The 22,135-nt window shown below is 61.0% G+C and carries 19 protein-coding genes; 8 read left to right on the top strand and 11 right to left on the bottom strand.

Annotation, left to right across the window (positions count from 1 at the left end; all coding sequences use genetic code 11):
• The first annotated feature begins 41 nt into the window (after nt 1–41).
• Together M0D68_RS26435 and M0D68_RS26430 are read left to right on the top strand one after the other, a co-directional pair.
• Entirely contained in the window at nt 42–1,313 is a 1,272-nt protein-coding gene (locus M0D68_RS26435; RefSeq protein WP_266212131.1) for a DUF3443 domain-containing protein, read from the top strand.
• A 259-nt stretch (nt 1,314–1,572) separates the two neighbouring features.
• The gene (locus tag M0D68_RS26430; RefSeq protein WP_200651117.1) at nt 1,573–3,444 is read left to right on the top strand and encodes a glycosyl transferase family 1; all 1,872 of its coding nucleotides are present in this window, start codon (nt 1,573–1,575) and stop codon (nt 3,442–3,444) included.
• Between the two features lie 71 nt (nt 3,445–3,515).
• Here the strand turns inward: M0D68_RS26430 and M0D68_RS26425 are convergent, their stop codons facing one another.
• On the bottom strand, nt 3,516–4,103 hold the full coding sequence (locus tag M0D68_RS26425; protein WP_093643076.1) for a hypothetical protein: 588 nt from the start codon (nt 4,101–4,103) through the stop codon (nt 3,516–3,518).
• Between the two features lie 292 nt (nt 4,104–4,395).
• Here M0D68_RS26425 and M0D68_RS26420 point away from each other — a divergent pair, with 292 nt between their 5' ends.
• Nucleotides 4,396–5,031, top strand: coding sequence for a cadmium resistance transporter (locus M0D68_RS26420; protein WP_266225841.1), 636 nt, complete (start codon nt 4,396–4,398; stop codon nt 5,029–5,031).
• 181 nt (nt 5,032–5,212) lie between these two features.
• On the opposite strand, the gene M0D68_RS26415 is transcribed toward M0D68_RS26420, so the two are convergent.
• Nucleotides 5,213–5,542: a hypothetical protein gene (locus M0D68_RS26415; RefSeq protein WP_093643360.1), complete on the bottom strand. Its 330-nt coding sequence runs from the start codon at nt 5,540–5,542 to the stop codon at nt 5,213–5,215.
• 266 nt (nt 5,543–5,808) lie between these two features.
• On the opposite strand from M0D68_RS26415, the gene M0D68_RS26410 reads away from it, so the two are divergent.
• Both M0D68_RS26410 and leuA read left to right on the top strand, forming a co-directional pair.
• Nucleotides 5,809–6,687 (top strand): class I SAM-dependent methyltransferase, encoded by an 879-nt coding sequence (locus tag M0D68_RS26410; RefSeq protein ID WP_093643082.1) that lies wholly within the window; start codon nt 5,809–5,811, stop codon nt 6,685–6,687.
• A 324-nt stretch (nt 6,688–7,011) separates the two neighbouring features.
• The gene (gene leuA / locus M0D68_RS26405) at nt 7,012–8,730 is read left to right on the top strand and encodes a 2-isopropylmalate synthase (protein WP_266225840.1); all 1,719 of its coding nucleotides are present in this window, start codon (nt 7,012–7,014) and stop codon (nt 8,728–8,730) included.
• A gap of 403 nt (nt 8,731–9,133) precedes the next feature.
• On the opposite strand, the gene M0D68_RS26400 is transcribed toward leuA, so the two are convergent.
• From M0D68_RS26400 to M0D68_RS26365, 8 genes are all read right to left on the bottom strand, one after another.
• On the bottom strand, nt 9,134–9,907 hold the full coding sequence (locus M0D68_RS26400; RefSeq protein WP_093643088.1) for an amino acid ABC transporter ATP-binding protein: 774 nt from the start codon (nt 9,905–9,907) through the stop codon (nt 9,134–9,136).
• Nucleotides 9,907–10,584 carry an amino acid ABC transporter permease gene (locus M0D68_RS26395; RefSeq protein WP_266225838.1) on the bottom strand — a complete coding sequence of 226 codons (678 nt, stop codon included), beginning with the start codon at nt 10,582–10,584 and terminating at the stop codon, nt 9,907–9,909. Before M0D68_RS26395 ends, M0D68_RS26400 begins: the two co-directional genes overlap by 1 nt.
• Nucleotides 10,585–10,606: 22 nt before the next feature.
• Nucleotides 10,607–11,389 carry an amino acid ABC transporter substrate-binding protein gene (locus M0D68_RS26390; RefSeq protein ID WP_054040529.1) on the bottom strand — a complete coding sequence of 261 codons (783 nt, stop codon included), beginning with the start codon at nt 11,387–11,389 and terminating at the stop codon, nt 10,607–10,609.
• A gap of 354 nt (nt 11,390–11,743) precedes the next feature.
• Entirely contained in the window at nt 11,744–13,195 is a 1,452-nt protein-coding gene (gene hydA, locus M0D68_RS26385) for a dihydropyrimidinase (RefSeq protein ID WP_200621958.1), read from the bottom strand.
• A 75-nt stretch (nt 13,196–13,270) separates the two neighbouring features.
• A complete protein-coding gene (locus tag M0D68_RS26380; protein ID WP_211702406.1) occupies nt 13,271–14,782 on the bottom strand; it encodes an NCS1 family nucleobase:cation symporter-1 in 1,512 nt (503 codons plus the stop codon).
• 119 nt (nt 14,783–14,901) lie between these two features.
• On the bottom strand, nt 14,902–16,230 hold the full coding sequence (gene preA, locus M0D68_RS26375) for an NAD-dependent dihydropyrimidine dehydrogenase subunit PreA (protein ID WP_200651112.1): 1,329 nt from the start codon (nt 16,228–16,230) through the stop codon (nt 14,902–14,904).
• A gap of 68 nt (nt 16,231–16,298) precedes the next feature.
• Nucleotides 16,299–17,648 carry an NAD(P)-dependent oxidoreductase gene (locus M0D68_RS26370; RefSeq protein ID WP_266225837.1) on the bottom strand — a complete coding sequence of 450 codons (1,350 nt, stop codon included), beginning with the start codon at nt 17,646–17,648 and terminating at the stop codon, nt 16,299–16,301.
• Between the two features lie 135 nt (nt 17,649–17,783).
• On the bottom strand, nt 17,784–19,064 hold the full coding sequence (locus tag M0D68_RS26365) for a Zn-dependent hydrolase (RefSeq protein ID WP_093643107.1): 1,281 nt from the start codon (nt 19,062–19,064) through the stop codon (nt 17,784–17,786).
• Nucleotides 19,065–19,366: 302 nt separating this feature from the next.
• On the opposite strand from M0D68_RS26365, the gene M0D68_RS26360 reads away from it, so the two are divergent.
• From M0D68_RS26360 to M0D68_RS26350, 3 genes are read left to right on the top strand one after another with little or no spacing between them, the layout of a single operon-like run.
• On the top strand, nt 19,367–20,125 hold the full coding sequence (locus tag M0D68_RS26360) for a TetR/AcrR family transcriptional regulator (protein WP_266225835.1): 759 nt from the start codon (nt 19,367–19,369) through the stop codon (nt 20,123–20,125).
• Between the two features lie 46 nt (nt 20,126–20,171).
• Nucleotides 20,172–20,426, top strand: a complete 255-nt coding sequence (locus tag M0D68_RS26355; protein WP_200622331.1) for a type II toxin-antitoxin system Phd/YefM family antitoxin — start codon at nt 20,172–20,174, stop codon at nt 20,424–20,426.
• Nucleotides 20,423–20,818: a type II toxin-antitoxin system VapC family toxin gene (locus M0D68_RS26350; RefSeq protein WP_093643113.1), complete on the top strand. Its 396-nt coding sequence runs from the start codon at nt 20,423–20,425 to the stop codon at nt 20,816–20,818. Before M0D68_RS26355 ends, M0D68_RS26350 begins: the two co-directional genes overlap by 4 nt.
• Nucleotides 20,819–20,871: 53 nt before the next feature.
• Here M0D68_RS26350 and boxA read toward each other — a convergent pair whose 3' ends face one another.
• Nucleotides 20,872–22,116: a benzoyl-CoA 2,3-epoxidase subunit BoxA gene (gene boxA / locus M0D68_RS26345; protein ID WP_266225834.1), complete on the bottom strand. Its 1,245-nt coding sequence runs from the start codon at nt 22,114–22,116 to the stop codon at nt 20,872–20,874.
• Between the last annotated feature and the right edge of the window lie 19 nt (nt 22,117–22,135).

Here is a 22,135-nt window from a genome sequence, read left to right as displayed (position 1 = left end):
AGGCAAAAAGCCGCCCCGAAAACTCGCCCCCCCTACATGCCATGAAGACCTCTTCCCGTCTCCGCACCCTGCTCCTGACTTGCGCCGTGCTCGCTGGTTGTGGTGGCGGCGGTGGCAGCAGTACGCCGGCTGCCTCCACCCAGGCGGGCTCGACGAGCCCGGCCAGCAGTCCGAACGCCGCGAGCGCGCCATCCGGAAACGTTGGCGCCAGCGCAACGAACTCCGTGCCGCAGTCGAACACGCCGAATGTCCAGCCGATCACGGTCAGCGCCGCGCCGGGCCTGACGCGCAACATGCTGACCACCAGCGTCACCGTCTGCCGGCCCGGCACCAGCAATTGCGCGACGATCGACAATATTCAGGTCGACACCGGCTCACAGGGCTTGCGGATTCTCGCCTCGGCGCTGCCGGCTGACCTTTCGCTGGCGGCCGTGGCCTCGGGCAGCGGCATCGCGGGTGAGTGCGCGGTATTCGGCGGCGGCTATACGTGGGGCGCGGTGCGCGGCGCGGACGTGCGGATGGCCGGCCAACTGGCCACCTCGATTCCGATCCAGCTGATTGCCGACCCCACGCTGCCCAATGTGCCCACCGATTGCGCCGGTTCAGGCAGCGCGATGCTGACCGTCGCGAACCTGCGCGCCAACGGCATTCTCGGCGTCGGACTGTTTGCGGCCGATTGCGGCAGTGGCTGCGTCAACTCGGCGCTGCCACGCTGGTATTACAGCTGCGACGCCAGCGGCGCCTGCCTCGCGAGCACGCAAGCGCTCGCCCAGCAGGTGACCAATCCGGTCAGCCGCTTCGCGCTCGACAACAACGGCGTGGTGATCGACCTGCCGGCGATCGCCGACTCGGGTGCGCCCAGCGTGTCGGGCTCCTTGATATTCGGCATCGGCACTCAGGCGAATAACACGCTGGGCGGCGCGACCATCTTCAGGACCAACTCGCAGACGGGTTATGTGCGTACTACCAGCGCCGGCCAGACTTACGGGCAAAGCTACCTCGACAGTGGCTCGAACGGCCTGTTCTTCAACAATAGCCAATTGCCCCGATGCGGTTACTGGTACTGCCCAAGTTCCACGCAAACAGCGAGCGCCTCGATTGCCGGCACGGATGGCGTGTCGAGCACGGTGTCGTTTTCGATCGGCAATTCGAGCGCACTGTTTGGCTCGTCGAATAACGCCTTCGACAACCTGGCCGGCATTGCGAGCAACAGCTTCGGCTGGGGCCTGCCCTTCTTCTTCGGACGACGCGTTTATACGGCGATTGCATCGAGCGTGACGTCGGCCGGGCCAGGGCCGTATTACGCGTTCTGATTGGTTGATGTCGGGGCCGCCTTGCGCGGACAAGCGCGTCGGGCGGATTCGATTGAGTGCCCGAGCAGACGTGGCCTATTGAGCGCCAACCCCCGCCTCAAACGGAAAAGTCCTACAGACAGATCGGATTCCCCTGCGAGGAAAATTCCCAAACTCACATCTCGCGCTTATTTGATACGCCCTGACAGCAATAATCGTCGTTTCCGGCTAGCGTCATCTCGATATCGTTAGCTCTGCATACTCTAATAACAGTGAAACGATGGAAGTCACCTTTTCGCTCGACGATTTCGAGCAACTCGTCTACACGCGGCAGCATACGCAAGCCTCACTTCAGCTCATCGCGGCACTCGCACTCCTCCAGCAAACGCGCGGTGAGTTGAACGCGAGCTTCAGAGCATCGGGCATGACCGACCTGTCTCCCAATGAGCAACGCGAGCGTTTCTGCACACGTCTGACAAGTGCGGCGTCTACGTTGTTCGCCGACCCGGATTTCCGGCCGCCCACCGCGTGCGTCAGATTGTTTTTCACGTTGCATGAATGGATCGGCACGCTGTTCTCGGCCACGGCGTTCGGCAATGCGGACCACGTCGTCCGTCATCTCAATCCTCGCGGCGCGGCGGACACGCAGTTTCTGCCGGGAGATAGCTTCATCGAGAAGCTGTGCGTGCTCTATTCGACCGAGTCCGAACTGGAACTCGACTTCGCCGCACTCTGGGCGCACGACAAAACTATCGCGGCCTGTCTCGCGCTCGCTTTGCTAGCGCCGGTCTTCAATGGCTCGCCAAGCGCGCATCTCAAGCGCGAGGCGCTGCTGGAGTGGCTGCCCGGCAAGCTGCAGCTCATCGACGATCTCGACGATCTGCCATCGGCCGTGCTGCACAACGCCTATATGTTCTGCAGCTATGCCGATACGCCGCGTCGGCACGCGATCAAGCAGGACATCAACGTGCTGGTGCGCCGCAAGCTGGCACAACTCGGCCTGACCGACTTGCCCGCAGCGAAACCCAAGCCTGCCAGAGGCAAATCGCGGCGCGGCAAGAAGCCGCTGATGGTGGTAGTGCTGGAATGGTTCAGCGGCGCCCATTCGATCTACCGCACGCACTCGCGTACGCTCGAAGCCGCACGCGAACATTTCGAGGTGGTGGGCTTCGGCTTCGGTTATGCGCTCGACGAAGTGGGGCGGGACGTTTTCGACCGTTTTATCGAACTGGAAGAGCCCGACTACATCGGCGAGTGCCTGAAAAAGATTCGCGATTTCGCCGAGGCCGAGCAACCGGACGTGTTGTACATGCCGAGCGTCGGCATGTTCGTGCTAACCGTGTTCATGTCCAATCTGCGCATCGCGCCGTTGCAGATCGCTGCGCTCGGCCATCCCGCTACCACGCACTCAGACAAGATCGACTACATCAGCGTCGAGGAAGATTATGTTGGCGACCCGGCCTGCTTCAGCGAGCGTCTGATGAAGTTGCCGAAAGACGGGCAACCGTACCGCCCGTCCGTCGCGTTGCCGGACATCGTCGCGCAGATTCCGTCGCGGCGCGAGACGCTGCAGATCGTCATCACCGCCAGCGCGATGAAACTCAATCCCGGCTTTCTCGACGCGTGCCGCGAAATCGGCGCGCGTGCGGCCACGCCCGTTGAGTTTCACTTCATGACCGGTGTGCCGTCGGGTCTGCCGTTCGACCGTCTGCGCGACGCCATCGTGCGTGCGGTGCCGGGCGCTGTCGTGCATGATTTTCACGACTACGCCGCGTATCTGGCGCGCGTCAACCAGGCCGATCTGTTCCTGAGCCCGTTTCCGTTCGGCAACACCAACGGTATCGTCGATGCACTGACGCTTGGCTTGCCAGGCGTATGCAAACGCGGGCCGGAAGTGTTCGAGCAGATCGACGGGGCGCTATTCGAGCGCGTGGGCATGCCCTCGTGGACCACCTCGGACAGCGTCGAGACGTATATCGCTGCGGCCGTGCGCATGATCGACCAGCGCGACGAGCGCACGGCGCTGCGCCAACGTCTGATCGACACGCAGGCGGTGCAGCGCTGCTTCGAAGGGCGGCCGCAGGCGTTCGGCGAAAGCGTGCTGAAACTGATGCGCCAAAACAAAAGCCGCCTCGCGGATGGGGCGGCTTGAGCTTTGTGTTTCGCGATTCGCGGTTGAGCAGGCGTTAGCGAAAGCTGCCCGCGCCCGTTGCGAGCAAGGCTTTATTCAGCGGCGGCTTCGCTCGCAGCAGTGGGGGCCGGCGTGGCGAGCTTTGCCGGCGCCAACCAGCTGAATACGCTCAGCGCGGAGCCGTGGAATGTGCACTCAGCGGCGGCTGCCGTATTGACCTTCTTCGGCTTGGCCGATTTGAGCGAAGCTGCGTCACTCGCCGAAGCAGCGAGGCTCGCTGAAGCGGCCGTCGCATCCGAAGCCGCTGCAGCCGTCACGCGTGAGGCAGCAGCCGCGGCCGAAGCCGAGGAAGCCCCCTGCGCCACGGACACGCCGGACGCCGCGCGCACGCCCGAAGCCGGGTGAGGCGCATTCGCCAATTTCGCCGCGGACGCCGCCGAAGCGGCCGCAACCTCCGAAGCCGTCATCACATGCTCGATCGATCCCTCGACGACCACCCGCGAGCCGTCGATAGCGGTGCCCGTATGAGCGATCCTCAGCGTATCCGGCGACGACGTTTCAGCCAGCTTGCTTCGCATCAACTGCTCGCATGCATCCGAGTTCTTGTAGACGGCCGTGCAGGCCGCCAGCAGCGCTGCAGCAGTCGTGACGCAGGCGATAGAGAGAATCCGAACTTTCATTGATGTTCCGTTTTGCAAGCCGTCGGCAATTGTAGCTTACGGGCTGGCGGATCGGCACCGCCGCCGCTCACGGGGACCGCTCAGGGAGCAGGCCGGAGACCGTGACACGGCACCGCGCGAGGAATTGCCGATCCGCACATCGCACAAGACAAAGAGACGGCTTGACCGCGGCGCCCTGGATCGGCATCGTGTTGACCGGCCGCTATGCTGCGGCGCGCCGCCGCCTCTTCAGCCGTGCCCACATCATGGGTAAGGATCCGTTTTCCCACTGCGCATTGACCGGCTTTTCCGCATGTTCAGCGTTGCCCTGCTCGCCGTCGCCGCCTACGCCGCGACTAACATCGACAACCTTTTCGTGCTGCTCGCCTTCCTTGCGGAAACGGGCGGCCAGCGTCGGCGCGTGATCGCCGGGCAGTTTGCCGGTTCGCTGACCTTGATCGTAGGGTCGATTCTGCTCGCCGCACTGTTGACACGCCTACCTTTCGGCTACGTCGGTCTGCTCGGCATCTTGCCGATCGGCGTGGGCCTGAACAAAGCATGGGCGCGCTTTCGCCCCGGCCACGCGGATCAGGTGCAAGAGACCCAGGCCACGGCGGGCACGCGTTCACCAGCCACGCCGACTATGGCCGGCGCAGGTTCGTCATGGTGGACAGTGGGATGCGTGGCGGTCGCCAACGGCTCGGACAATCTCGCTGTCTACGTGCCCCTGTACGCGAGTCATTCGCATAGCGAGGGCATGTTCATCTCGCTGGTGTTCGTCGTCATGATCGGCCTCTGGTGCGCAGGAGCGGTGTGGCTGGTGGAGCATCCTTTGCTGGGCGCGCCGATCCGGCGCTATGGCACCGCGTTGCTGCCGCTGATCCTACTGGTCATTGGCGTCTCGGTGATCGTGCATAACGATACCTTGCGGATCGTGTTCGGTATCTGAGGCGGACTGACGGCCGAAGATCCGATCGCCGGGCGGTGCGATGGTCGCGCCTCGCACCTGAAAGGCTGAGTCTGAGCCAAAGCCTGAATCCGGGTCCAAACCAGAAACCTTACAGTCCGTGCCGGGATGCGCTGCTGCCAGCGCGCGATGCAGCACGACCGACTGTCGCCCACGCCAACGGTCAGTTCGACGGCATTTGCGGCTGCACGTAAGTGCGCACGCCGGCGAGCGGCGACCCGTAACCGCCCGACTGGGTATTATTCGGCAATCCATTGACCAGTTGCGCGCGCGGATCGGTCGGATTCAGATTCAACTCGCCCGCCTGCTGGTTGCCGTGCGTCGGATATTCGCTGCCGCGCGCCGCGCTCGGCATCACGCGCGTACTGTTTTGCGGCGCGTTGATGTCGTCCTGCACGCTCAGGCCCTGTGCGCCAGCCTGCGCGGCGACGCCGCAAGCGAGCGCATACAGCAGAACCCCCACTACCCTCGACGTCCTCGATGTTCGCTTCATACCGACCTCCGGCAAGTGCAAAGTGAAATGAAAGGCGATCATGTCCGCGATTCCAGTACAGGCGCGGCAGACGCTGATCACATCATTTATACGCGCTACCTCCTCTTTCGGATTCGGCACAATCTGCCCGCCCACCGTAAAAGTGCCGACCCGGCATGCCCCGTGCGCTCACCAAAGCCACGAGGGACACGGGATCACAGCAAATACCCCAAGCGCATATCGTTATGCCGATTGGCGCTTTCTTTCCAGGACGATCGCGCCCGATAATGGCTGCCATGAACACCCACCCCACTCCCCAAGCCCGCGCGCTGCGTTCCGCGCTCGCGGCACTGAGCGCGGCACTGCTGCTAGCCGCCTGCGCCGCTCCAACGGCATCGACCTCTCTCTCGGCGGCTGATTCCGCCTCGCTCGATGCCGCCATTTCGGGGCCGCAGCGTAGCGACAGGAACCGTGCACGCGATGTCTACCGCCATCCGAAGGAAACGCTGCAGTTCTTCGGCGTGACGTCGTCGCAAACCGTGCTGGAGATCGCGCCCGGTGGCGGCTGGTACACGGAGATACTCGCGCCCTATCTGCACGACCACGGCAAGCTGTACGAGGCGCAATACGACAGCCCGGACGCCGCGTCGTTGGCAGAAGAGCAGGCTGGCCGGGCGTCGTTCGCGCGCAAGCTGGCGGCCACTCCCGCTGTCTATAGCAATGTCGTGGTCGGCACACTGCGAGCAGGTCAGTTCAGCGGCTTTCCGGCCGACGGCAGCGTTGACGAGGTGCTGACCTTCCGCAATATCCACAACTGGATCAAGGACGGCCAGATCGACGCCAATCTGCGCGCCTTTTACGCGGCACTCAAGCCGGGCGGCATCCTCGGCGTCGAGGAACATCGCGCGGCGCCGGGCACTTCGCTGCAACAGACCATCGACAGCGGCTATGTCACCGAAGCCTATGTCATCGAACACGCCCGAGCGGCAGGTTTCGAATTGGCGGGCCAAAGCGAGGTGAACAGCAATCCGCGCGACACGAAAAACTATCCGCACGGTGTGTGGTCGCTGCCGCCCACGTATGAGGGCCACGACGTCGACCGGGCGAAGTACGCCGCGATCGGCGAGTCGGATCGCATGACCTTGCGCTTCGTGAAACCCAGGTGACACGTATGACCGGCCCGGGTTTCAGCGCGCGCCGGCCGGTATAAGCCCTTCCGGCCGGTACGCGCTTCGCCGCACCGGCGCTTGACGGGATCCCAATAATATGTTCCTATTGCGCACTATGTACCGCGCCCAGACCATCCTATCGCTACTACTAGCCCGCTCTACCGGGCTAGGTCTGCTGCTGCGCGCTTCCATCTGATACACCCGAAGCACCGCTCAATTCCCCAGTAACTGACCCAGCCCCGGTTTCCGACCGGCGGCCATGCTTTGTCTTTTCGTCGTCCGGTCGACAACCCAGGTTGTTCGATCCCAAGGATGATGAAAATGTTGAAGAACCCTGCTACCAAGTACCACTCGTTCAAGCCCATCAATTTGACGGACCGCCAGTGGCCGTCGCGGGTCATCACGCGTGCGCCGATCTGGATGAGTACCGATCTGCGTGACGGCAACCAGGCGCTGTTCGAGCCGATGAACGCGCAACGCAAGATGCGCATGTTCAAGACGCTGGTGCAGATCGGCTTCAAGGAAATCGAAGTCGCATTTCCGTCTGCCTCGCAGACCGACTTCAATTTCGTGCGTGAGTTGATCGAAGGCGGTCACATCCCCGACGACGTCACCATCGAAGTGTTGACGCAAGCCCGCGACGACCTGATCGAACGCACCTTCGAGTCCTTGCGTGGCGCGCCGCGCGCCATCGTCCATCTGTACAACGCCACCGCGCCGGAATTCCGCCGCATCGTGTTCGGCCTCGAAAAGAGCGGCGTGAAAGAACTCGCGCAAAACGCCGCGCGTACGATGAAGCGTCTCGCCGACGCCACGCCGGAAACGCACTTCACGCTGCAATACAGCCCGGAAGTGTTCAGCGGTACCGAGCTCGAATTCGCCAAGGAAGTATGTGACGCGGTGTTCGATATCTGGCAACCGACGCCGGAACACAAAGCGATCGTCAACCTGCCCGCTACCGTCGAAATGGCTACGCCGAACGTCTACGCGGACCAGATCGAATGGATGCATCGTAATCTTGCGCGTCGCGATTCGTTGATCGTTTCAGTGCATCCGCACAACGATCGCGGCACGGCCGTGGCTGCCGCTGAACTGGCGGTGATGGCGGGGGCGGATCGGGTCGAGGGGTGTTTGTTCGGCAATGGCGAACGTACCGGCAATGTCGATCTCGTGACGCTCGCGTTGAATCTGTACACGCAGGGTGTCGATCCTGAACTCGATTTTTCGAATATCAATGAAGTCGCGCGGACTGCTGAGGAATGCACGCAGTTGCCGGTGCATCCGCGCCATCCGTATGTCGGCGATCTCGTGTTCACCGCGTTCTCCGGCTCACACCAGGATGCGATCAAGAAGGGCTTTGCAGTGCAGAAACCGGACGCGATCTGGGAAGTGCCTTATATGCCGATCGATCCTAGCGATCTTGGGCGGACCTATGATTCAGTTATTCGCGTGAATAGCCAGTCTGGCAAGGGTGGGATTGCTTATTTGCTCGAGCAGGGCTATGGGGTTGTGTTGCCGCGGCGCTTGCAGGTTGATTTCAGTTCGGCCGTTCAGCGCTATACGGATGATAGCGGGCAGGAAGTGACGCCTTCGCAGATCTGGGAATTGTTTCAGCAGGAGTACGTGCATAGTGTTGAGCCGATTCGCTATATCGGGCATAGCCTGTCCGAACGCGGCGATCGGGAGCATATCAAGCTCACTGTCGATATTCATGGCTCGCGGCGCGTGTTGAGTGGTGAAGGGAATGGGCCGCTTGATGCATTGATGCATGCTATGGGGGTGCCGGTGCGGATTCAGCACTATGAGGAGCGTGCTTTGACTCAGGGCGCCGATGCTCGGGCTGTTGCTGTTGCTGAAATGGCTGGCGCTGATGTGGCTGGGAGTGCGTTTGGGGTTGGGATTGATGCCAATCTGGTGACTGCTTCTATTCGGGCTGTTATTAGTGGGGTTAATCGCGCTTATGAACGCGCTAGTTCCGGTGCGCAGGAGCGGTTTTTTGAAGTCGCGCTTAGGGATGACGCGGAGCGTGTGGCGGTTTGAGTTTCTTTTCCTTGGTCTGGCTTTGGTGCCTTTCCTTGATTTGTTAGTGGTCTATTAGCGTTGCCCCTGTGCGGGGCGGCACCTACTTTTCTTTGCCGCCGCAAAGAAAAGTAGGCAAAAGAAAGCGGCTCAAACCGCTAATGCTAAGTGGGCACCGTGGTTTATTCAGGGTAGTGGTGCATCTGGAATCTGAGTTCGTGCACCTGCAAGCGCTTGTGACAAGGGAGTCATACTTCCCGACTCGCACTGCGTGCTCGTAGGAAGAGTCTGCTAGAAAACCAGTGGGCTCGGTTTGGCACTGTTCTATATTTTTCTTGAGGGGCGCTTTGGCGCCCCTCTTTTCTTGTACTGCGTTGCCGGAGATCGATACGCTGGCTTTGCTCCCGCCCTTCCCTCTCTCAGGTCAACCTCGCTCTGTCCATGCGTCCGGCAAGCTGTGCGTCAGTGTCGATACGAAGCGCTCTGTTTCCGGTTGGCTCGGGTTCATGAAAATGTCCCGTGATGGGCCCGCCTCGATCACTACGCCGTTGTTTAGAAACACTACGTCTCGTGCGATTGTCGCGGCTAGGCGCAAATCGTGCGTCGCCATTAACATCGTCATGCCTTCCGTCGCGAGCTGTTTCAGTACGTCTACTACTTCCGCGGCTAGTCCGGGGTCCAGTGCCGAAGTCGGTTCGTCGCACAACAATACTTCCGGCGATGGTGCCAGCGCCCGCGCTATTGCTACGCGTTGCTGCTGGCCGCCGGACAGCGTCGAAGGCCATGCGTCTGCTTTTTGCGCGATGCCGACTTTCTCCAGCAATTCGTCTGCTCGTACGCGCGCTTTTTCCTTGTCCCACTTCTGTACGGTCAGCAAGCCTTCCATGACGTTCTGGCGGACCGTCAAGTGCGGAAACAACTGGAAGTTCTGGAATACCATGCCGGTGCGGCGGCGGATCGTCAGTACCTCCTCGCGCGGGGGCTTGTGGTCGCGGCTGAATTCGAGGCGTTGGTCGCCGACTTGAAGTGATCCAGATTCCGGGATTTCCAACAGGTTCACGCAGCGCAACAGCGTACTCTTGCCACTGCCAGATGGGCCAATCAGCGCGGTGACGTTGCCCGAGGCGAGTTGCAGATCCACCGAGTTCAACACCCGGTTCTCGCCGAAGTACTTGTCGATTTTTTCCAGTCGAATCATCAGTTGCCCGCATGGAAAAGTGCGTGACGGCCGAACTTGCGTTCGAGCCGGACTTGCGCCGACGACAATACCGAACTGAACACAAGATAAACCAGCGCCGCCTCTGTGTAGAGAATCAGCGGTTCATAGGTCACGGATGCGATTCGCTGCGCTGCCTGAAATACCTCGGGTACCGTCAACACCGCGGCAAGCGATGTGTCCTTCACCAATGCGATGAACGAGTTCGACAGTGGCGGTAGCGCGACGCGCGCCGCCTGCGGCAAGATCGCGCGGCGCAGCGCCTGCTCGCGTGTCATACCCATCGAGTACGCTGCTTCCCACTGGCCCTTCGGGATCGACTCGATCACGCCGCGTATCACTTCCGAGTTATACGCGCCGACATTCAGCGAAAAGCCGATGATCGCCGCCGTCAACGGACCGAGCACAATGCCCACGTTCGGCAGTCCGTAGAAAATCACGAACAGTTGCACAAGCAACGGCGAGCCGCGAAACAGCCACACGTAGAAACGCACGCACGCGATCGCCCACTTCGGCCCGAATAGCCGGACCAGTGCGACGATAAACGCGAGCACGATTCCGATCGCGAACGATGCCAGCGTGAGCGGCACGGTAAAGACCAGCCCCGCATACAGCAGGGGCCACAGCGACTGCGCCATCAGATGCAACCATGCCGGCATGATTCAGACTCGCAGATGACGCTTATTGGGAGACGTCTTTACCGAAGTACTTCTGCGAAATCTTCGCGTAAGTGCCGTCTTTCTTGATGTCGGCGAGCGCCTTGTTGATGGCCGCCTGCAATTCCGGGCTGCCCTTGCGGATCAGCACTGCGGATTTGTCGCTGCTGTCAGCCGACGTATCGAGCGCGGCAATCTTCACCTTCGCATCCGGCTTGTGCTTCTTGAAATCGAGGAACGACAGCGAATCGTTGACGGTCGCATCGACGCGCCCCGAGGTCAGCAGGTCGACCGATTCGTTGAAGCCCTGCACGGGAATCACCTCGGCACCGTGCGCAGCCGCGATCTTGCCGAAGTTGCTGGTCAGCGTATTCGCCGATTTCTTGCCCTTCAGGTCGTCAAACGTCTTGATCGTGGTGTTGTCCGAACGCACGATCAGCGCCGCGTGCGAAGTGATGTACGGGTCCGAGAAATCGTATTTCGCTTTGCGTGCGTCGGTGACAGCGACTTCGTTGATCACCGAGTCGTAGCGGTTCACATCGAGACCGGCGATCAGGCCGTCCCATTTCCCTTCGACGAATTGCGGCTTGACGCCCAGGCGCTTGGCGATCTCCGTGCCGATCTCGACGTCGAAGCCGGTCAGCTTGCCGGATTCATCGTGGTACGTGAACGGTGCGTAGGTGCCTTCGGTGCCGATCTTGAACACGCCCGCGGACTTGATCTGCGCGAGCTCGTCAGCAGCGAATGCCGGGCTCAGGGTCACCGCTTGCAGCAGCGCGATCAGCAGAATGGAACGAATCGACTTCATCTGGTGGCTCCGTAAAGTTTGCTACGTCAGTTGCATGGTTTTGTGTGCGGCATCCCGCCGGCGGTCAGACCCGGCAGAGTGGGCGGACTGTAGCAAACGGTTTGCGTTTTTACAAAGGATCAGGTTTCCGATCAATATGCGCTTGCGTGCTAAGCGGACAGCCAAGGTGGCTCATACAACGTCGAATTCGACTCTACAGCAGATATGGGAGGCGCGGCATGCATCGCACCACGGAATGCGTGCCGGGCGCCATCGGGGAAAACGCGGGAGGGGTATCGCCGCGGCGAACGCGCGGCGTTGAAAAATGGTCGGTACGGGCGGCATTGCGAGGCCGCCCGTCAGATTGCAAACGGCTTACCGCTCCACCGGATGCGGCTCCTTGCGCTTATTGGCCACCCGGATCGCGTCGAAGTAAGCAGGATTCGGCGGGCGCTTCAGGTAACGCCCGGCGCCACGCACTGCCCGCAGTTCGCCATCGGTCCATGCCAGCGCGCCGCGCGTGAGCGTGTGCATCGCCACGCCCTGCACCGTCATGCCTTCGAACACGTTGAAGTCGACCTTCTGGTGATGCGTCTTCACCGAAATCGTCTTGCTTGCCTGCGGATCCCACACGACCAGGTCTGCATCGGCCCCCACCTGAACCGCACCTTTCCGCGGATACAGGTTGAAAATCTGCGCGGCGTTAGTCGAGGTAATGCGCACGAATTCGTTCGGCGTGAGACGCCCCGAATTCACGCCGTGATGCCAGAGCACCGCCATACGATCTTCCACGCCGCCGCAGCCGTTCGGGATCTTCGTAAAGTCCTCACGACCCATGGCCTTCTGCGACGCGCAAAACACGCAGTGGTCAGTCGCGGTGGTGTGCAATTGGCCCGCTTGCAAACCCCGCCACAATGCTTCGCGATGCTCCGCGGAACGGAACGGCGGGCTCATCACGTGCGCCGCCGCGCGGGTCCAGTCGGGATCGCGATACACCGCTTCGTCGATCACCAGATGGCCCGGCAACACTTCGCCGAATACCCGAAGACCTTCACTGCGGGCGCGCGCGATCGCGTCGACCGCATCTTTCGCGGACACGTGGACGATATACACCGGCACGCCTAACACTTGCGCAATGCGGATCGCCCGATTGGCGGCCTCTCCTTCTACTTCAGGCGGCCGTGACAACGGATGCGCCTCCGGACCCGTAAAGCCTTTTGCCAGCAATTGACGCTGTAACTGAAACACCAGTTCACCGTTTTCCGCATGCACCGTGGGCAGCGCGCCGAGTTCGAGCGAGCGTGAGAAGCTGTTCACCAGCACTTCGTCGTCGGCCATGATCGCGTTCTTATAGGCCATGAAGTGCTTGAAACTCGACACGCCGTGTTCGTGCACCAGCGTACCCATGTCGCGGTAAACCGAATCGTCCCACCACGTCACCGCAACGTGAAAGCCATAATCCGCCGACGCTTTCTCAGCCCAGCCACGCCATTCCTTGAAGGCTTCCATCAGCGATTGCTTCGGGCTCGGAATCACGAAGTCGATGATGCTGGTCGTGCCGCCGGATAGACCCGCGGCCGTACCGGTATAGAAATCGTCGCTGGCCGTGGTGCCCATGAACGGCAACTCCATATGCGTATGCGGATCGATGCCGCCGGGCATCACATACTGCCCGCCCGCATCGACGATCGTCGCGCCGGCCGGCGCCTCCAGGTCCGCTCCGATCTGCAGGATCGTGCCGCCGTCCTGCGGGTCCGCACACAACACGTCCGCACGATACGTGTTCTCCGCGTCGATAATCGTGCCGCCGCGAATCAGGGTCGTCATGGTGCCGCCTCCTTATGAACTGCTGGTTTCGGTGCTACGTACTTCATCTGCTTCGTGCGTGGCTTATGGACACTCTCAGGCACTCGCCACGCGCGCACTCGGTCCTTTGCTCAACCTCATCCACGCGCTGTATACGATCGACGCCAACGCGAGTCCGACAAACCATGCATACGTATAGAGCGTGTTGAAAATCGCCGGCACGTTCGGAAACGATGCCGGAAACGCGGTGTGCAGGAAGCCCGGCAGATTCGGCAGCACGCCGACCACGAGCGCCACCACCGCGCCGATATTCCAGCCGCCCGTGTAGCTGTACTCGCCATGCTCGTCGAACAGTTCGCGCGTGTCCAGTCGTGTGCCGCGAATCAGGAAGTAGTCGACCATCAGAATTCCCGCCACCGGACCGAGCAAAGCCGAGTAACCGACCAACCAAGTAAAGATATAACCCTGCGTGGTGGCGAGAATCTTCCACGGCATCATCACGATGGCAATGGTCGCGGTAATCATGCCACCGACGCGATACGAAATACCCTTCGGCCACAGGCTCGAAAAGTCATAAGCCGGGCCGACGAGATTCGCCGCCAGATTGCAGCACATCGTATCCAGCGTCAGGATGATCAGTGCAAGGCCGACGCCTATGCCCGTCATGCGGCTCGTCAGATCGATCGGGTCCCAGATCGCCTTGCCGTAGATCACCACGGTCGCCGATGTCACCACCACGGAGATCACCGAGAGCAAGGCCATCGGCACCGGCAAACCAATCGACTGGCCGATGATCTGGTCGCGCTGCGTTTTGGCAAAGCGCGTGAAGTCGGGAATGTTCAGCGCGAGCGTCGCCCAGAAGCCCACCATTGCCGTGAGGCCGGGCCAGAAAGTCGCCCAGAACATTCCTTCTTTCTTGCCGCCCGGCACGAATTGCGACGGCGCCGACAACATCGAGCCGAGACCGCCCGCCTTCGAGGTGGCCCACCACACCAGCGCAATACACATCACGATCTTGATCGGCGCGGACCAGCTTTCGAGCCAGCGAATCGAGTCAGTGCCGTGCACAATAAAATATATCTGCAGCGCCCAGAACACGAGGAAACACGCGAGCTGCGTGAGCGAGATGTCGAGGAACGGCAAGGCCGCGCCGTGCAGCGCGTTGCCGGTCAGAATGTTCAGCAGCGTGTAGATCGCGCTGCCGCCAAGCCATGTCTGAATGCCGTACCAGCCACACGCGACGATCGCCCGCAGCATCGCCGGCAATTTCGCACCCTGCGTGCCGAAGGAAGAACGCACGAGCACCGCGTACGGAATGCCGTGTTTCGCGCCCGCATGCCCGATCAACAGCATCGGCACCAGCACGATCAGATTGCCGAGCAACACGGTTGCCACCGCCTGCCACGGCGACATGCCCTCCTCCGTCAATCCGGCCGCGAGCATGTATGACGCGATGTTCATCACCATCCCCACCCACAACGCGGCGAAGTGATACCACCGCCACGTGCGCTGTGCGACGCCGGTCGGCGCAAGGTCATCGTTGTAAAGACTGCTGCCCTGCGCGCCGGCCGCAAACTGCGGATCGACGGGTTGCGCTGTCTGCTTCATCGAAAGATCTCCACTGATCGTTGAGGCCCGCGCGGCTTCTGATGGCGCGTCAGGCCCTAAGGGAAAATTACAGGTTCAGTACAAGCGCTTCGTTTCTTTTCCTACAGGTCGCCCACGTTTCAGGCTGCTTTTGCTGCGTGGGCATGCTCGGCGGTTTCAGCCGCGTCTGACTTGTCGCTTTCACCGGCATTCACCCGCGCAGGGTTATTCGGATGCGTAGTCCAGTTCGCGTACTCGCCGCTGTCCACGCGCTCCATCGTGATGCACTGCTCGACCGGGCACACATGCATGCACAGATTGCAGCCGACACATTCGGAGTCCATCACTTCAAAATGCCGGACGCCATCTTTTTCTTTCATGATCGCCTGGTGCGCAGTGTCTTCGCAGGCAATATGGCAGAGGCCGCACTGAATGCACTTGTCCTGATCGATGCGCGCCTTGATGTCGTATTTGAGGTTCAGGTACTTCCAGTCGGTGACGTTAGGTACGGCGCGGCCGCGAATATCGTCGAGCGTGGCGTAGCCTTTTTCGTCCATCCAGTTCGAGAGACCATCCGCGAGATCGGAGACGATGCGGAATCCATAGTGCATTGCCGCCGTGCAGACCTGCACGCTGCCTGCTCCGAGCACCATGAATTCGGCCGCATCGCGCCACGATGAAATGCCGCCGATGCCGGAGATCGGCAGTTTCGGCGTTTCGACGTCGCGCGCAATTTCAGCCACCATGTTCAGCGCGATCGGCTTCACCGCCGGACCGCAATAGCCACCATGTGTGCCTTTGCCGTCGACCATCGGCAGCGGCGACATCGCGTCGAGATCCACCGCGACGATCGAGTTGATCGTGTTGATCAGCGACACGCCGTCCGCGCCGCCTTTATAGGCCGCACGCGAACCGAGGCGGATGTCGCTGATATTCGGCGTGAGCTTGACGAGGCAAGGCAGCTTCGAGCCTTCCTTAACCCAGCGCGTGACCATCTCGATGTACTCGGGCACCTGACCGACCGCAGCACCCATGCCGCGCTCGCTCATGCCGTGCGGACAGCCGAAATTCAATTCCACCGCGTCGGCGCCGGTGTCTTCGACGAGCGGCAAAATCCACTTCCAGTCACGCTCGTTGCACGGCACCATCAGCGAGACGATCATCGCGCGGTCCGGCCAATCGCGTTTGACCTGGGCGATTTCCTTGAGGTTGACGTCGAGCGGACGGTCCGTGATCAGTTCGATGTTGTTCAGGCCCGCGATGCGCTGGCCGTTCCATTGCACTGCACCGTAGCGCGAGCTGACGTTCACTACATGCGGGTCGAGGCCCAGCGTCTTCCACACGACCCCGCCCCAGCCCGCTTCGAACGCGCGGTTCACGTTATAGGCTTTGTCGGTCGGCGGCGCGGAAGCGAGCCAGAAAGGATTCGGCGACGTAATTCCGGCAATCGTACAGCGCAGATCGGCCATGTTCGGCTCCTTGGGGACTGCTTGTTTTATCTTGGTGTGATACGCGGCTTAAGTGGCTCTGTCCTGTCTTACGCGGCTTTGACTGCCGTGCGGGCGAACTGGGCGTCGATCGCGGCGGCGGCAATCTTGCCGTCCTGCACCGCTTGGACTGTCAGATCGATCCCGCCAGTCGCTGCACAATCGCCACCCGCCCATACGCCTGGCAGCGAGGTTTGTCCGTTTGCATCGACCGCGATGCGGCTGCCGTCCAGCGTCAACAGTTCGCGCTCGATGCCGACCGGCACCAACGTCTGTCCGATTGCCTTGAGCACCATGTCGGCTTCGACCACGAAGCGCTCCTGACTGCCATCGCCTGACGTGCGCTCGAATTCGACGCCCGTCACCACGCCGCCTTCTCCGATCAAACGCACCGGCTTTGCATGCGTGACGAGCGTGACGCCGTTGGTCTGCGCGAAATCACGCTCGGCCCACGTCGCGCTCATCGACTCGACGCCGCGCCGATACACCATCGTCACCGAGGTCGCGCCGAGCTTGTGGCTTTGCACGGCGGCATCCACTGCCGTATTGCCGCCACCGATCACGACAACTCGCCGGCCCACCGGCACCGTTCCGAAGTCGCTCGCCGTGCGCACCTGTTCGATGAAATCCACTGCGTTCATCACGCCGCTCAGGTCCTCGCCTTCCATCGCCAATGCGCGCACGCCTGTGAGACCGATCGCGAGGAAGACCGCATCGTGCTGCTTGCGCAGCGCGTCGAGCTCCACGTCACGTCCAAGCGCGACACCGTTTTCGATCTCAATGCCGCCGATCGAGCACAACCACGCCACTTCACGCTGCGCAAAATCATCGACGGTTTTATAGGCAGCGATGCCGTATTCGTTCAGGCCACCCGCTTTCTCGTGGGCGTCATAGATCGTCACGTTATGGCCGGCCAATGCAAGCCGATGCGCACAGGCAAGTCCGGCCGGTCCCGCACCGACCACTGCAACATGCCGACCCGTTTCAGCCGCGCGCTTGAACAGCACTTCACCGCGCGCCATCGCCCAATCAGTCGCATGACGTTGCAGCGCACCGATCGCCACCGGCTTCGCATCCTGATGGTTGCGTACGCAAGCACCCTCGCAAAGAATCTCGGTCGGGCAAACGCGCGAGCACATGCCGCCCAGCGGATTCGCTGACAGAATGTCGACAGCCGCGCCCTTCAGATTGCCGTTGCTGATCTTGCGAATGAAACTGGGAATGTCGATCTGTGTCGGACACGCGTTCACACACGGCGCGTCGTAACAGTAGTGACAGCGGCTCGCTGCTGCGGCCGCGGCGCTCGCGTCGAGCAACGGTGCGATATCGGAGAACTCGCACGAGAGTTGATCGGCCGATAGGCGCTGAGGCGCAATATCGCCGGTTTGCTTGATGGCCATACACGTTCCTTCTTCGATGTGAGGACGTAGCCGGTCCCGTCGGCTGCGCTGAAGCGGAGCCGGGGCGGCATGTTTTATAGGCACTACGGTGAGGCTAGGGAATAGCTAAAACCCGCCACAACTACCGCTAAAGCGTTATGAAACCGGCTCGCACGCTCGTCCGAGCATGGCGTGCAACAAGACGTTCGCGCCCGCTTCGATCCATTCGAAGGTCGCGTCCTCGATCTCGTTGTGACTGATCCCGTCGACGCACGGGACGAACACCATCGAAGTCGGCGCGACTTGCGACAGATAGCACGCGTCATGTCCCGCACCGGACACCATGTTGCGATGCGGATAGCCGAAGCGTTCGGCCGCGGCGCGCACTGACTTCACGCAGGCTTCGTCGAAAGCGACCGGCGCGTAGTAAAAGATCTGCTCGAGTTCGGTTTCCAGACCGATGGTGCTGGTGATTTTCTTCACGCCCTCACGTAACGCGGCATCCATCTTCGCGAGTACCGCGTCGTCCGGATGACGGAAGTCGACGGTGAAGAACACGCGGCCCGGAATCACATTGCGCGAGTTCGGATAGACCTGCATCATGCCGACCGTCGCGCAGCCGAACGGCGCGTTATCCAGCCCGATGCGATTGACCAGATCGACCACACGCGCGGCCCCGAGCAACGCATCGCGACGGCGCGGCATCGGCGTCGGACCCGCATGCGCCTCCTGCCCCGTCAGCGTGATCTCGTACCAGCGTTGACCTTGCGCATCGGTCACCACGCCAATGGTTTTGTGCTCGGCTTCGAGAATCGGCCCTTGTTCGATGTGCAATTCGAACGCGGCATGCAGGGGACGTCCACCGCAAGGCAGATCGCCCGCATAACCGATACGTTTGAGTTCCTCGCCGATGGTCTTGCCGTCCACATCCTTGCGCGAGAGGCCGTAGTCCAGTGTGAAGACGCCGGCGAACACCCCCGAGGCAACCATGGCGGGCGCAAAGCGCGAGCCCTCCTCGTTGGTCCAGATCACCACTTCAACCGGATGCTCGGTCTCGATGTCGTGATCGTTGAGACTGCGGATCACTTCGAGCCCGCCTAGCACGCCGTAGATACCGTCGAAGCGGCCGCCGGTCGGCTGCGAGTCCGCATGCGAACCGGTCATAACCGGCAACGCATCAGGGTTGCGCCCGGCACGGCGCATGAACACATTGCCCATCTGATCGACACTGACCGTGCAGCCCGCTTCTTTCGCCCAACTGACGATCAGGTCACGCCCCTGTTTGTCGAGGTCGGTCAGCGCCAATCGGCAAACGCCGCCTTTGGGCGTCGCGCCGATCTTCGCCATCGTCATCAGGCTGTCCCACAGCCGCTTGCCGTCGACCTTGATCGACGTAGCGGGTTCTGCGTGCTTCAGCGCTTCGGATACCGCGTTCATTCGTCTCGCTCCTTTCGGTGAACCGACATGAAACTGGTGCATCGGCGGCGGGTTTTGGGGCGCGGCCGCACGGCGGCGGTGCACACTCGATGCCTTTGATCGCCTCTTATACAGAGGGCAAACCCTGGGACATCTCCCGCTCTCTCAATCCTGTCCAGTTGGACAGGTTGTAGACGATTAAGCCCGCCAAATCAACACCTTTCGTACGGTGACAAACATAGCGAGAAGCGTGCCATTGCACTGCAGCACGCATTTTTCGACGGCCTCGAATGCGCGTGTCCATCCGCGCTCAAACGACTAGAATGAAGCGCGACGCGGCACACATGCCGATGAAGGCCAACATGAGAGACGACAACGTGGCTGCCGACATCACGGAAAACGACGAGACACTGGACGAAACTCGCGCGCCTTTGCGGCGGCGCAAGGCGCACATTCGCGAGTCGAATGAAGCGCATTTGCTGGCGTGCGCCGAAGCGGTTTTCGCCGAGCGAGGACTCGATGGAACCAGCACGGCAATGATCGCTGAGCGTGCAGGCTTACCGAAAGCTAACCTGCATTACTACTTCCCGACAAAACTCGCGTTGTACCGGCGCGTGCTGGAAGACCTGTTCGAAGACTGGCATCGCGCGGCGGATACCTTCGAATGCAGTGACGATCCGGTCGAAGCGATTGGCGGATACGTACGCGCGAAAATGGAGTTATCGCGCCGCCGGCCTTTAGGTTCGAAGGTGTGGGCGAGCGAGATCATTCACGGCGCAGAGCATATGGAGGACATTCTCACCGGGCGCGTGAAGCCTTGGCTGGATAGCCGGGTGAAGGTGATCGACGACTGGATTGCGCGCGGGCTGCTGGCGCCGGTGGATGCGCAAACGCTGATGTACATGATCTGGGCAACCACGCAGCATTACGCCGACTTCGACGCGCAGATTCGCGCGCTTAAAGGCAAACGCGCGCTGACGCAGAAGGCGTTTGAGGTGACAACGGAGGAAGTCGTGCAGTTGGTGATTCGTGCGTGTGGTGCCGTGTCGCCGACGCAAGGGAAAGGGTCAGCCGTTCAATGACTACTTCCATCTAGTCATTTTGGAGTACAATAGTGACTATAGGCAAATGACTATAGGAGCTACTGTGCAAGGCAATCTGGTATCGAAGTCTGAATTCAAGGCCAAGGCGCTCGAATTGTTCCGGCAAGTGGAGGCGTCCGGTGAAAGCTTGATTGTCACCGACCACGGCAAGCCAGCGCTTGAAGTCCGGCCCTATCGCGGTGTAGAACGCAGTCCGCTAGACGTGCTACGCGGCTCGGTCGTGCGTTACGACAATCCCACCGCTCCCGTTGGAGAGGATGACTGGGAGGCGACGCAGTGATCGTTCTGGATACCCATACTTTGGTCTGGTGGGTCACCGGCGATCCGACGTTAAGCAAGAAAGCAAAGACTGCCATCGCGCACGAAATGGCCGGCGGGGAAATCGTCGTGTCGGCCATTTCCGCATGGGAAATAGCCATGCTGGTGGAGCGCGAGAGGCTCCTACTCTCGATGGATGTCAGCAGTTGGCTCGCCACCGTCTCGGCAATCGAAGCTGTGCGCTTTATACCTGTCGATGTGGAAATCGCAACGAAGTCCGTCGATCTTCCCGGTGAGTTCCACAGAGACCCAGCCGACAGGATGATCGTCGCGACCGCTCGCAAGTTTGCCGTACCGCTAGTGACAAAAGACGAAAAAATTCGCGCGTATCCACACGTCAAAACGATCTGGTAAAGACCATGAGGCCCGCAGGCATGCGTGCCAATTCATGGCCAGACATCAGTCAATCAATACGTCTCCAGATGCAACCGCCCTTCCCGCTTCAGCTTCATCCATAGCGCTTCCCAGTCGAGCTGGTGCTGTTCGCCGATCTCCTTGAGCGCTTGCAGCACGCCGTCTTCCATCCCTTTCAAGCCGCACACATAGATATGCGTGTTGTCGTCCTTGAGCATCTGTGCGACATCGACCGCACGCTCACGCATCGCGTCCTGCACGTAGCGTTTGGGCTGTCCCGGCGTGCGCGAAAACGCCAGATTCGTGTCGATGAAATCCTTCGGCAGATTCGTCAAAGGACCAAAGTAAGGCAGCTCTTCTTTCGTGCGCGCGCCGAAGAACAACATCAGCTTGCCGGTCGCCCCTTTCAGACGACGCCGCCTACGATATTCGGTCATCGCGCGCATCGGCGCCGAGCCTGTGCCCGTGCAAATCATCAGCAGATGCGAGTTCGGATGGTTCGGCATCAGGAAGGTGCCGCCGAACGGGCCTATTACGCTGACCACGTCGCCCTTCTTCAGATCGCACAGATAATTCGAGCAGACTCCATCGAGCGCGTCGCCGTGCTGCTGGGACACGCGCTTCACGGTGAGAGAAACATTGTTGTAGCCGGGCCGCTCGCCATCGCGCGGACTCGCAATCGAATACTGCCGCGCGTGATGCGTGCGGCCATCTGCGGTCGCGCCCGGTGGCAGGACGCCGATCGACTGGCCCTCAAGCACAGGGAAAGGCATCGAGCCGAAATCGAGCACGATGTGATGGATGTCGCTATCGGTCGAGCCGTCCGTGAGCCGGTAGTTGCCGACCACCGTCGCGGTAGTCGGCGCCTTGTGCGTATAAAGATTCACGTACGGTTTCGCAGCGGACCACGGCGGCACGACCGACCCACGCACGGTATCGACTTCAATACCGCTTGCGTCCGCTGGCGCATCGCCTGAGGCTCCGGCCGCGACCGATTCATCTTCCGCAGCAGGCACCGCCATCGTGTTCTGCTCGGGCAGCACGTCCCATTTGAACTGCTCGCCAATGGAATACGCATCGGCTTTCAGCACAGTGCGCCAGTTATCGATCGAGCCAGTCGGACACGGTGGCACGCACGCCATGCAGCCGTTGCAGACATCCGCCTTGACCACATAATTGTTCTCGTCGTGCGTGATCGCATCGACCGGGCAAGTCTCTTCGCAGGTATTGCAGCGAATGCAGATTTCCGGATCGATCAGATGTTGCCTAAGAACTTCGATCGATACTGGGCCGTTCATGACTTCCTCCACCAGATAT

The organism is Paraburkholderia sp. SEWSISQ10-3 4 (genome assembly GCF_030464785.1).
Taxonomy (GTDB): domain Bacteria; phylum Pseudomonadota; class Gammaproteobacteria; order Burkholderiales; family Burkholderiaceae; genus Paraburkholderia; species Paraburkholderia aspalathi.
Note: the sequence above shows the minus strand (reverse complement) of the source record. Positions and strands in the feature narration are given on the sequence as shown.

Coding starts and splice junctions, on each gene's coding strand:
- M0D68_RS26435 (WP_266212131.1), top strand. CDS start 42: ATGAAGACCTCTTCCCGTCTCCGCACCCTGCTCCTGACTTGCGCCGTG.
- M0D68_RS26430 (WP_200651117.1), top strand. CDS start 1,573: ATGGAAGTCACCTTTTCGCTCGACGATTTCGAGCAACTCGTCTACACG.
- M0D68_RS26425 (WP_093643076.1), bottom strand. CDS start 4,103: ATGAAAGTTCGGATTCTCTCTATCGCCTGCGTCACGACTGCTGCAGCG.
- M0D68_RS26420 (WP_266225841.1), top strand. CDS start 4,396: ATGTTCAGCGTTGCCCTGCTCGCCGTCGCCGCCTACGCCGCGACTAAC.
- M0D68_RS26415 (WP_093643360.1), bottom strand. CDS start 5,542: ATGAAGCGAACATCGAGGACGTCGAGGGTAGTGGGGGTTCTGCTGTAT.
- M0D68_RS26410 (WP_093643082.1), top strand. CDS start 5,809: ATGGCTGCCATGAACACCCACCCCACTCCCCAAGCCCGCGCGCTGCGT.
- leuA (WP_266225840.1), top strand. CDS start 7,012: ATGTTGAAGAACCCTGCTACCAAGTACCACTCGTTCAAGCCCATCAAT.
- M0D68_RS26400 (WP_093643088.1), bottom strand. CDS start 9,907: ATGATTCGACTGGAAAAAATCGACAAGTACTTCGGCGAGAACCGGGTG.
- M0D68_RS26395 (WP_266225838.1), bottom strand. CDS start 10,584: ATGCCGGCATGGTTGCATCTGATGGCGCAGTCGCTGTGGCCCCTGCTG.
- M0D68_RS26390 (WP_054040529.1), bottom strand. CDS start 11,389: ATGAAGTCGATTCGTTCCATTCTGCTGATCGCGCTGCTGCAAGCGGTG.
- hydA (WP_200621958.1), bottom strand. CDS start 13,195: ATGACGACCCTGATTCGCGGCGGCACGATTATCGACGCGGAGAACACG.
- M0D68_RS26380 (WP_211702406.1), bottom strand. CDS start 14,782: ATGAAGCAGACAGCGCAACCCGTCGATCCGCAGTTTGCGGCCGGCGCG.
- preA (WP_200651112.1), bottom strand. CDS start 16,230: ATGGCCGATCTGCGCTGTACGATTGCCGGAATTACGTCGCCGAATCCT.
- M0D68_RS26370 (WP_266225837.1), bottom strand. CDS start 17,648: ATGGCCATCAAGCAAACCGGCGATATTGCGCCTCAGCGCCTATCGGCC.
- M0D68_RS26365 (WP_093643107.1), bottom strand. CDS start 19,064: ATGAACGCGGTATCCGAAGCGCTGAAGCACGCAGAACCCGCTACGTCG.
- M0D68_RS26360 (WP_266225835.1), top strand. CDS start 19,367: ATGAAGCGCGACGCGGCACACATGCCGATGAAGGCCAACATGAGAGAC.
- M0D68_RS26355 (WP_200622331.1), top strand. CDS start 20,172: ATGACTATAGGAGCTACTGTGCAAGGCAATCTGGTATCGAAGTCTGAA.
- boxA (WP_266225834.1), bottom strand. CDS start 22,116: ATGAACGGCCCAGTATCGATCGAAGTTCTTAGGCAACATCTGATCGAT.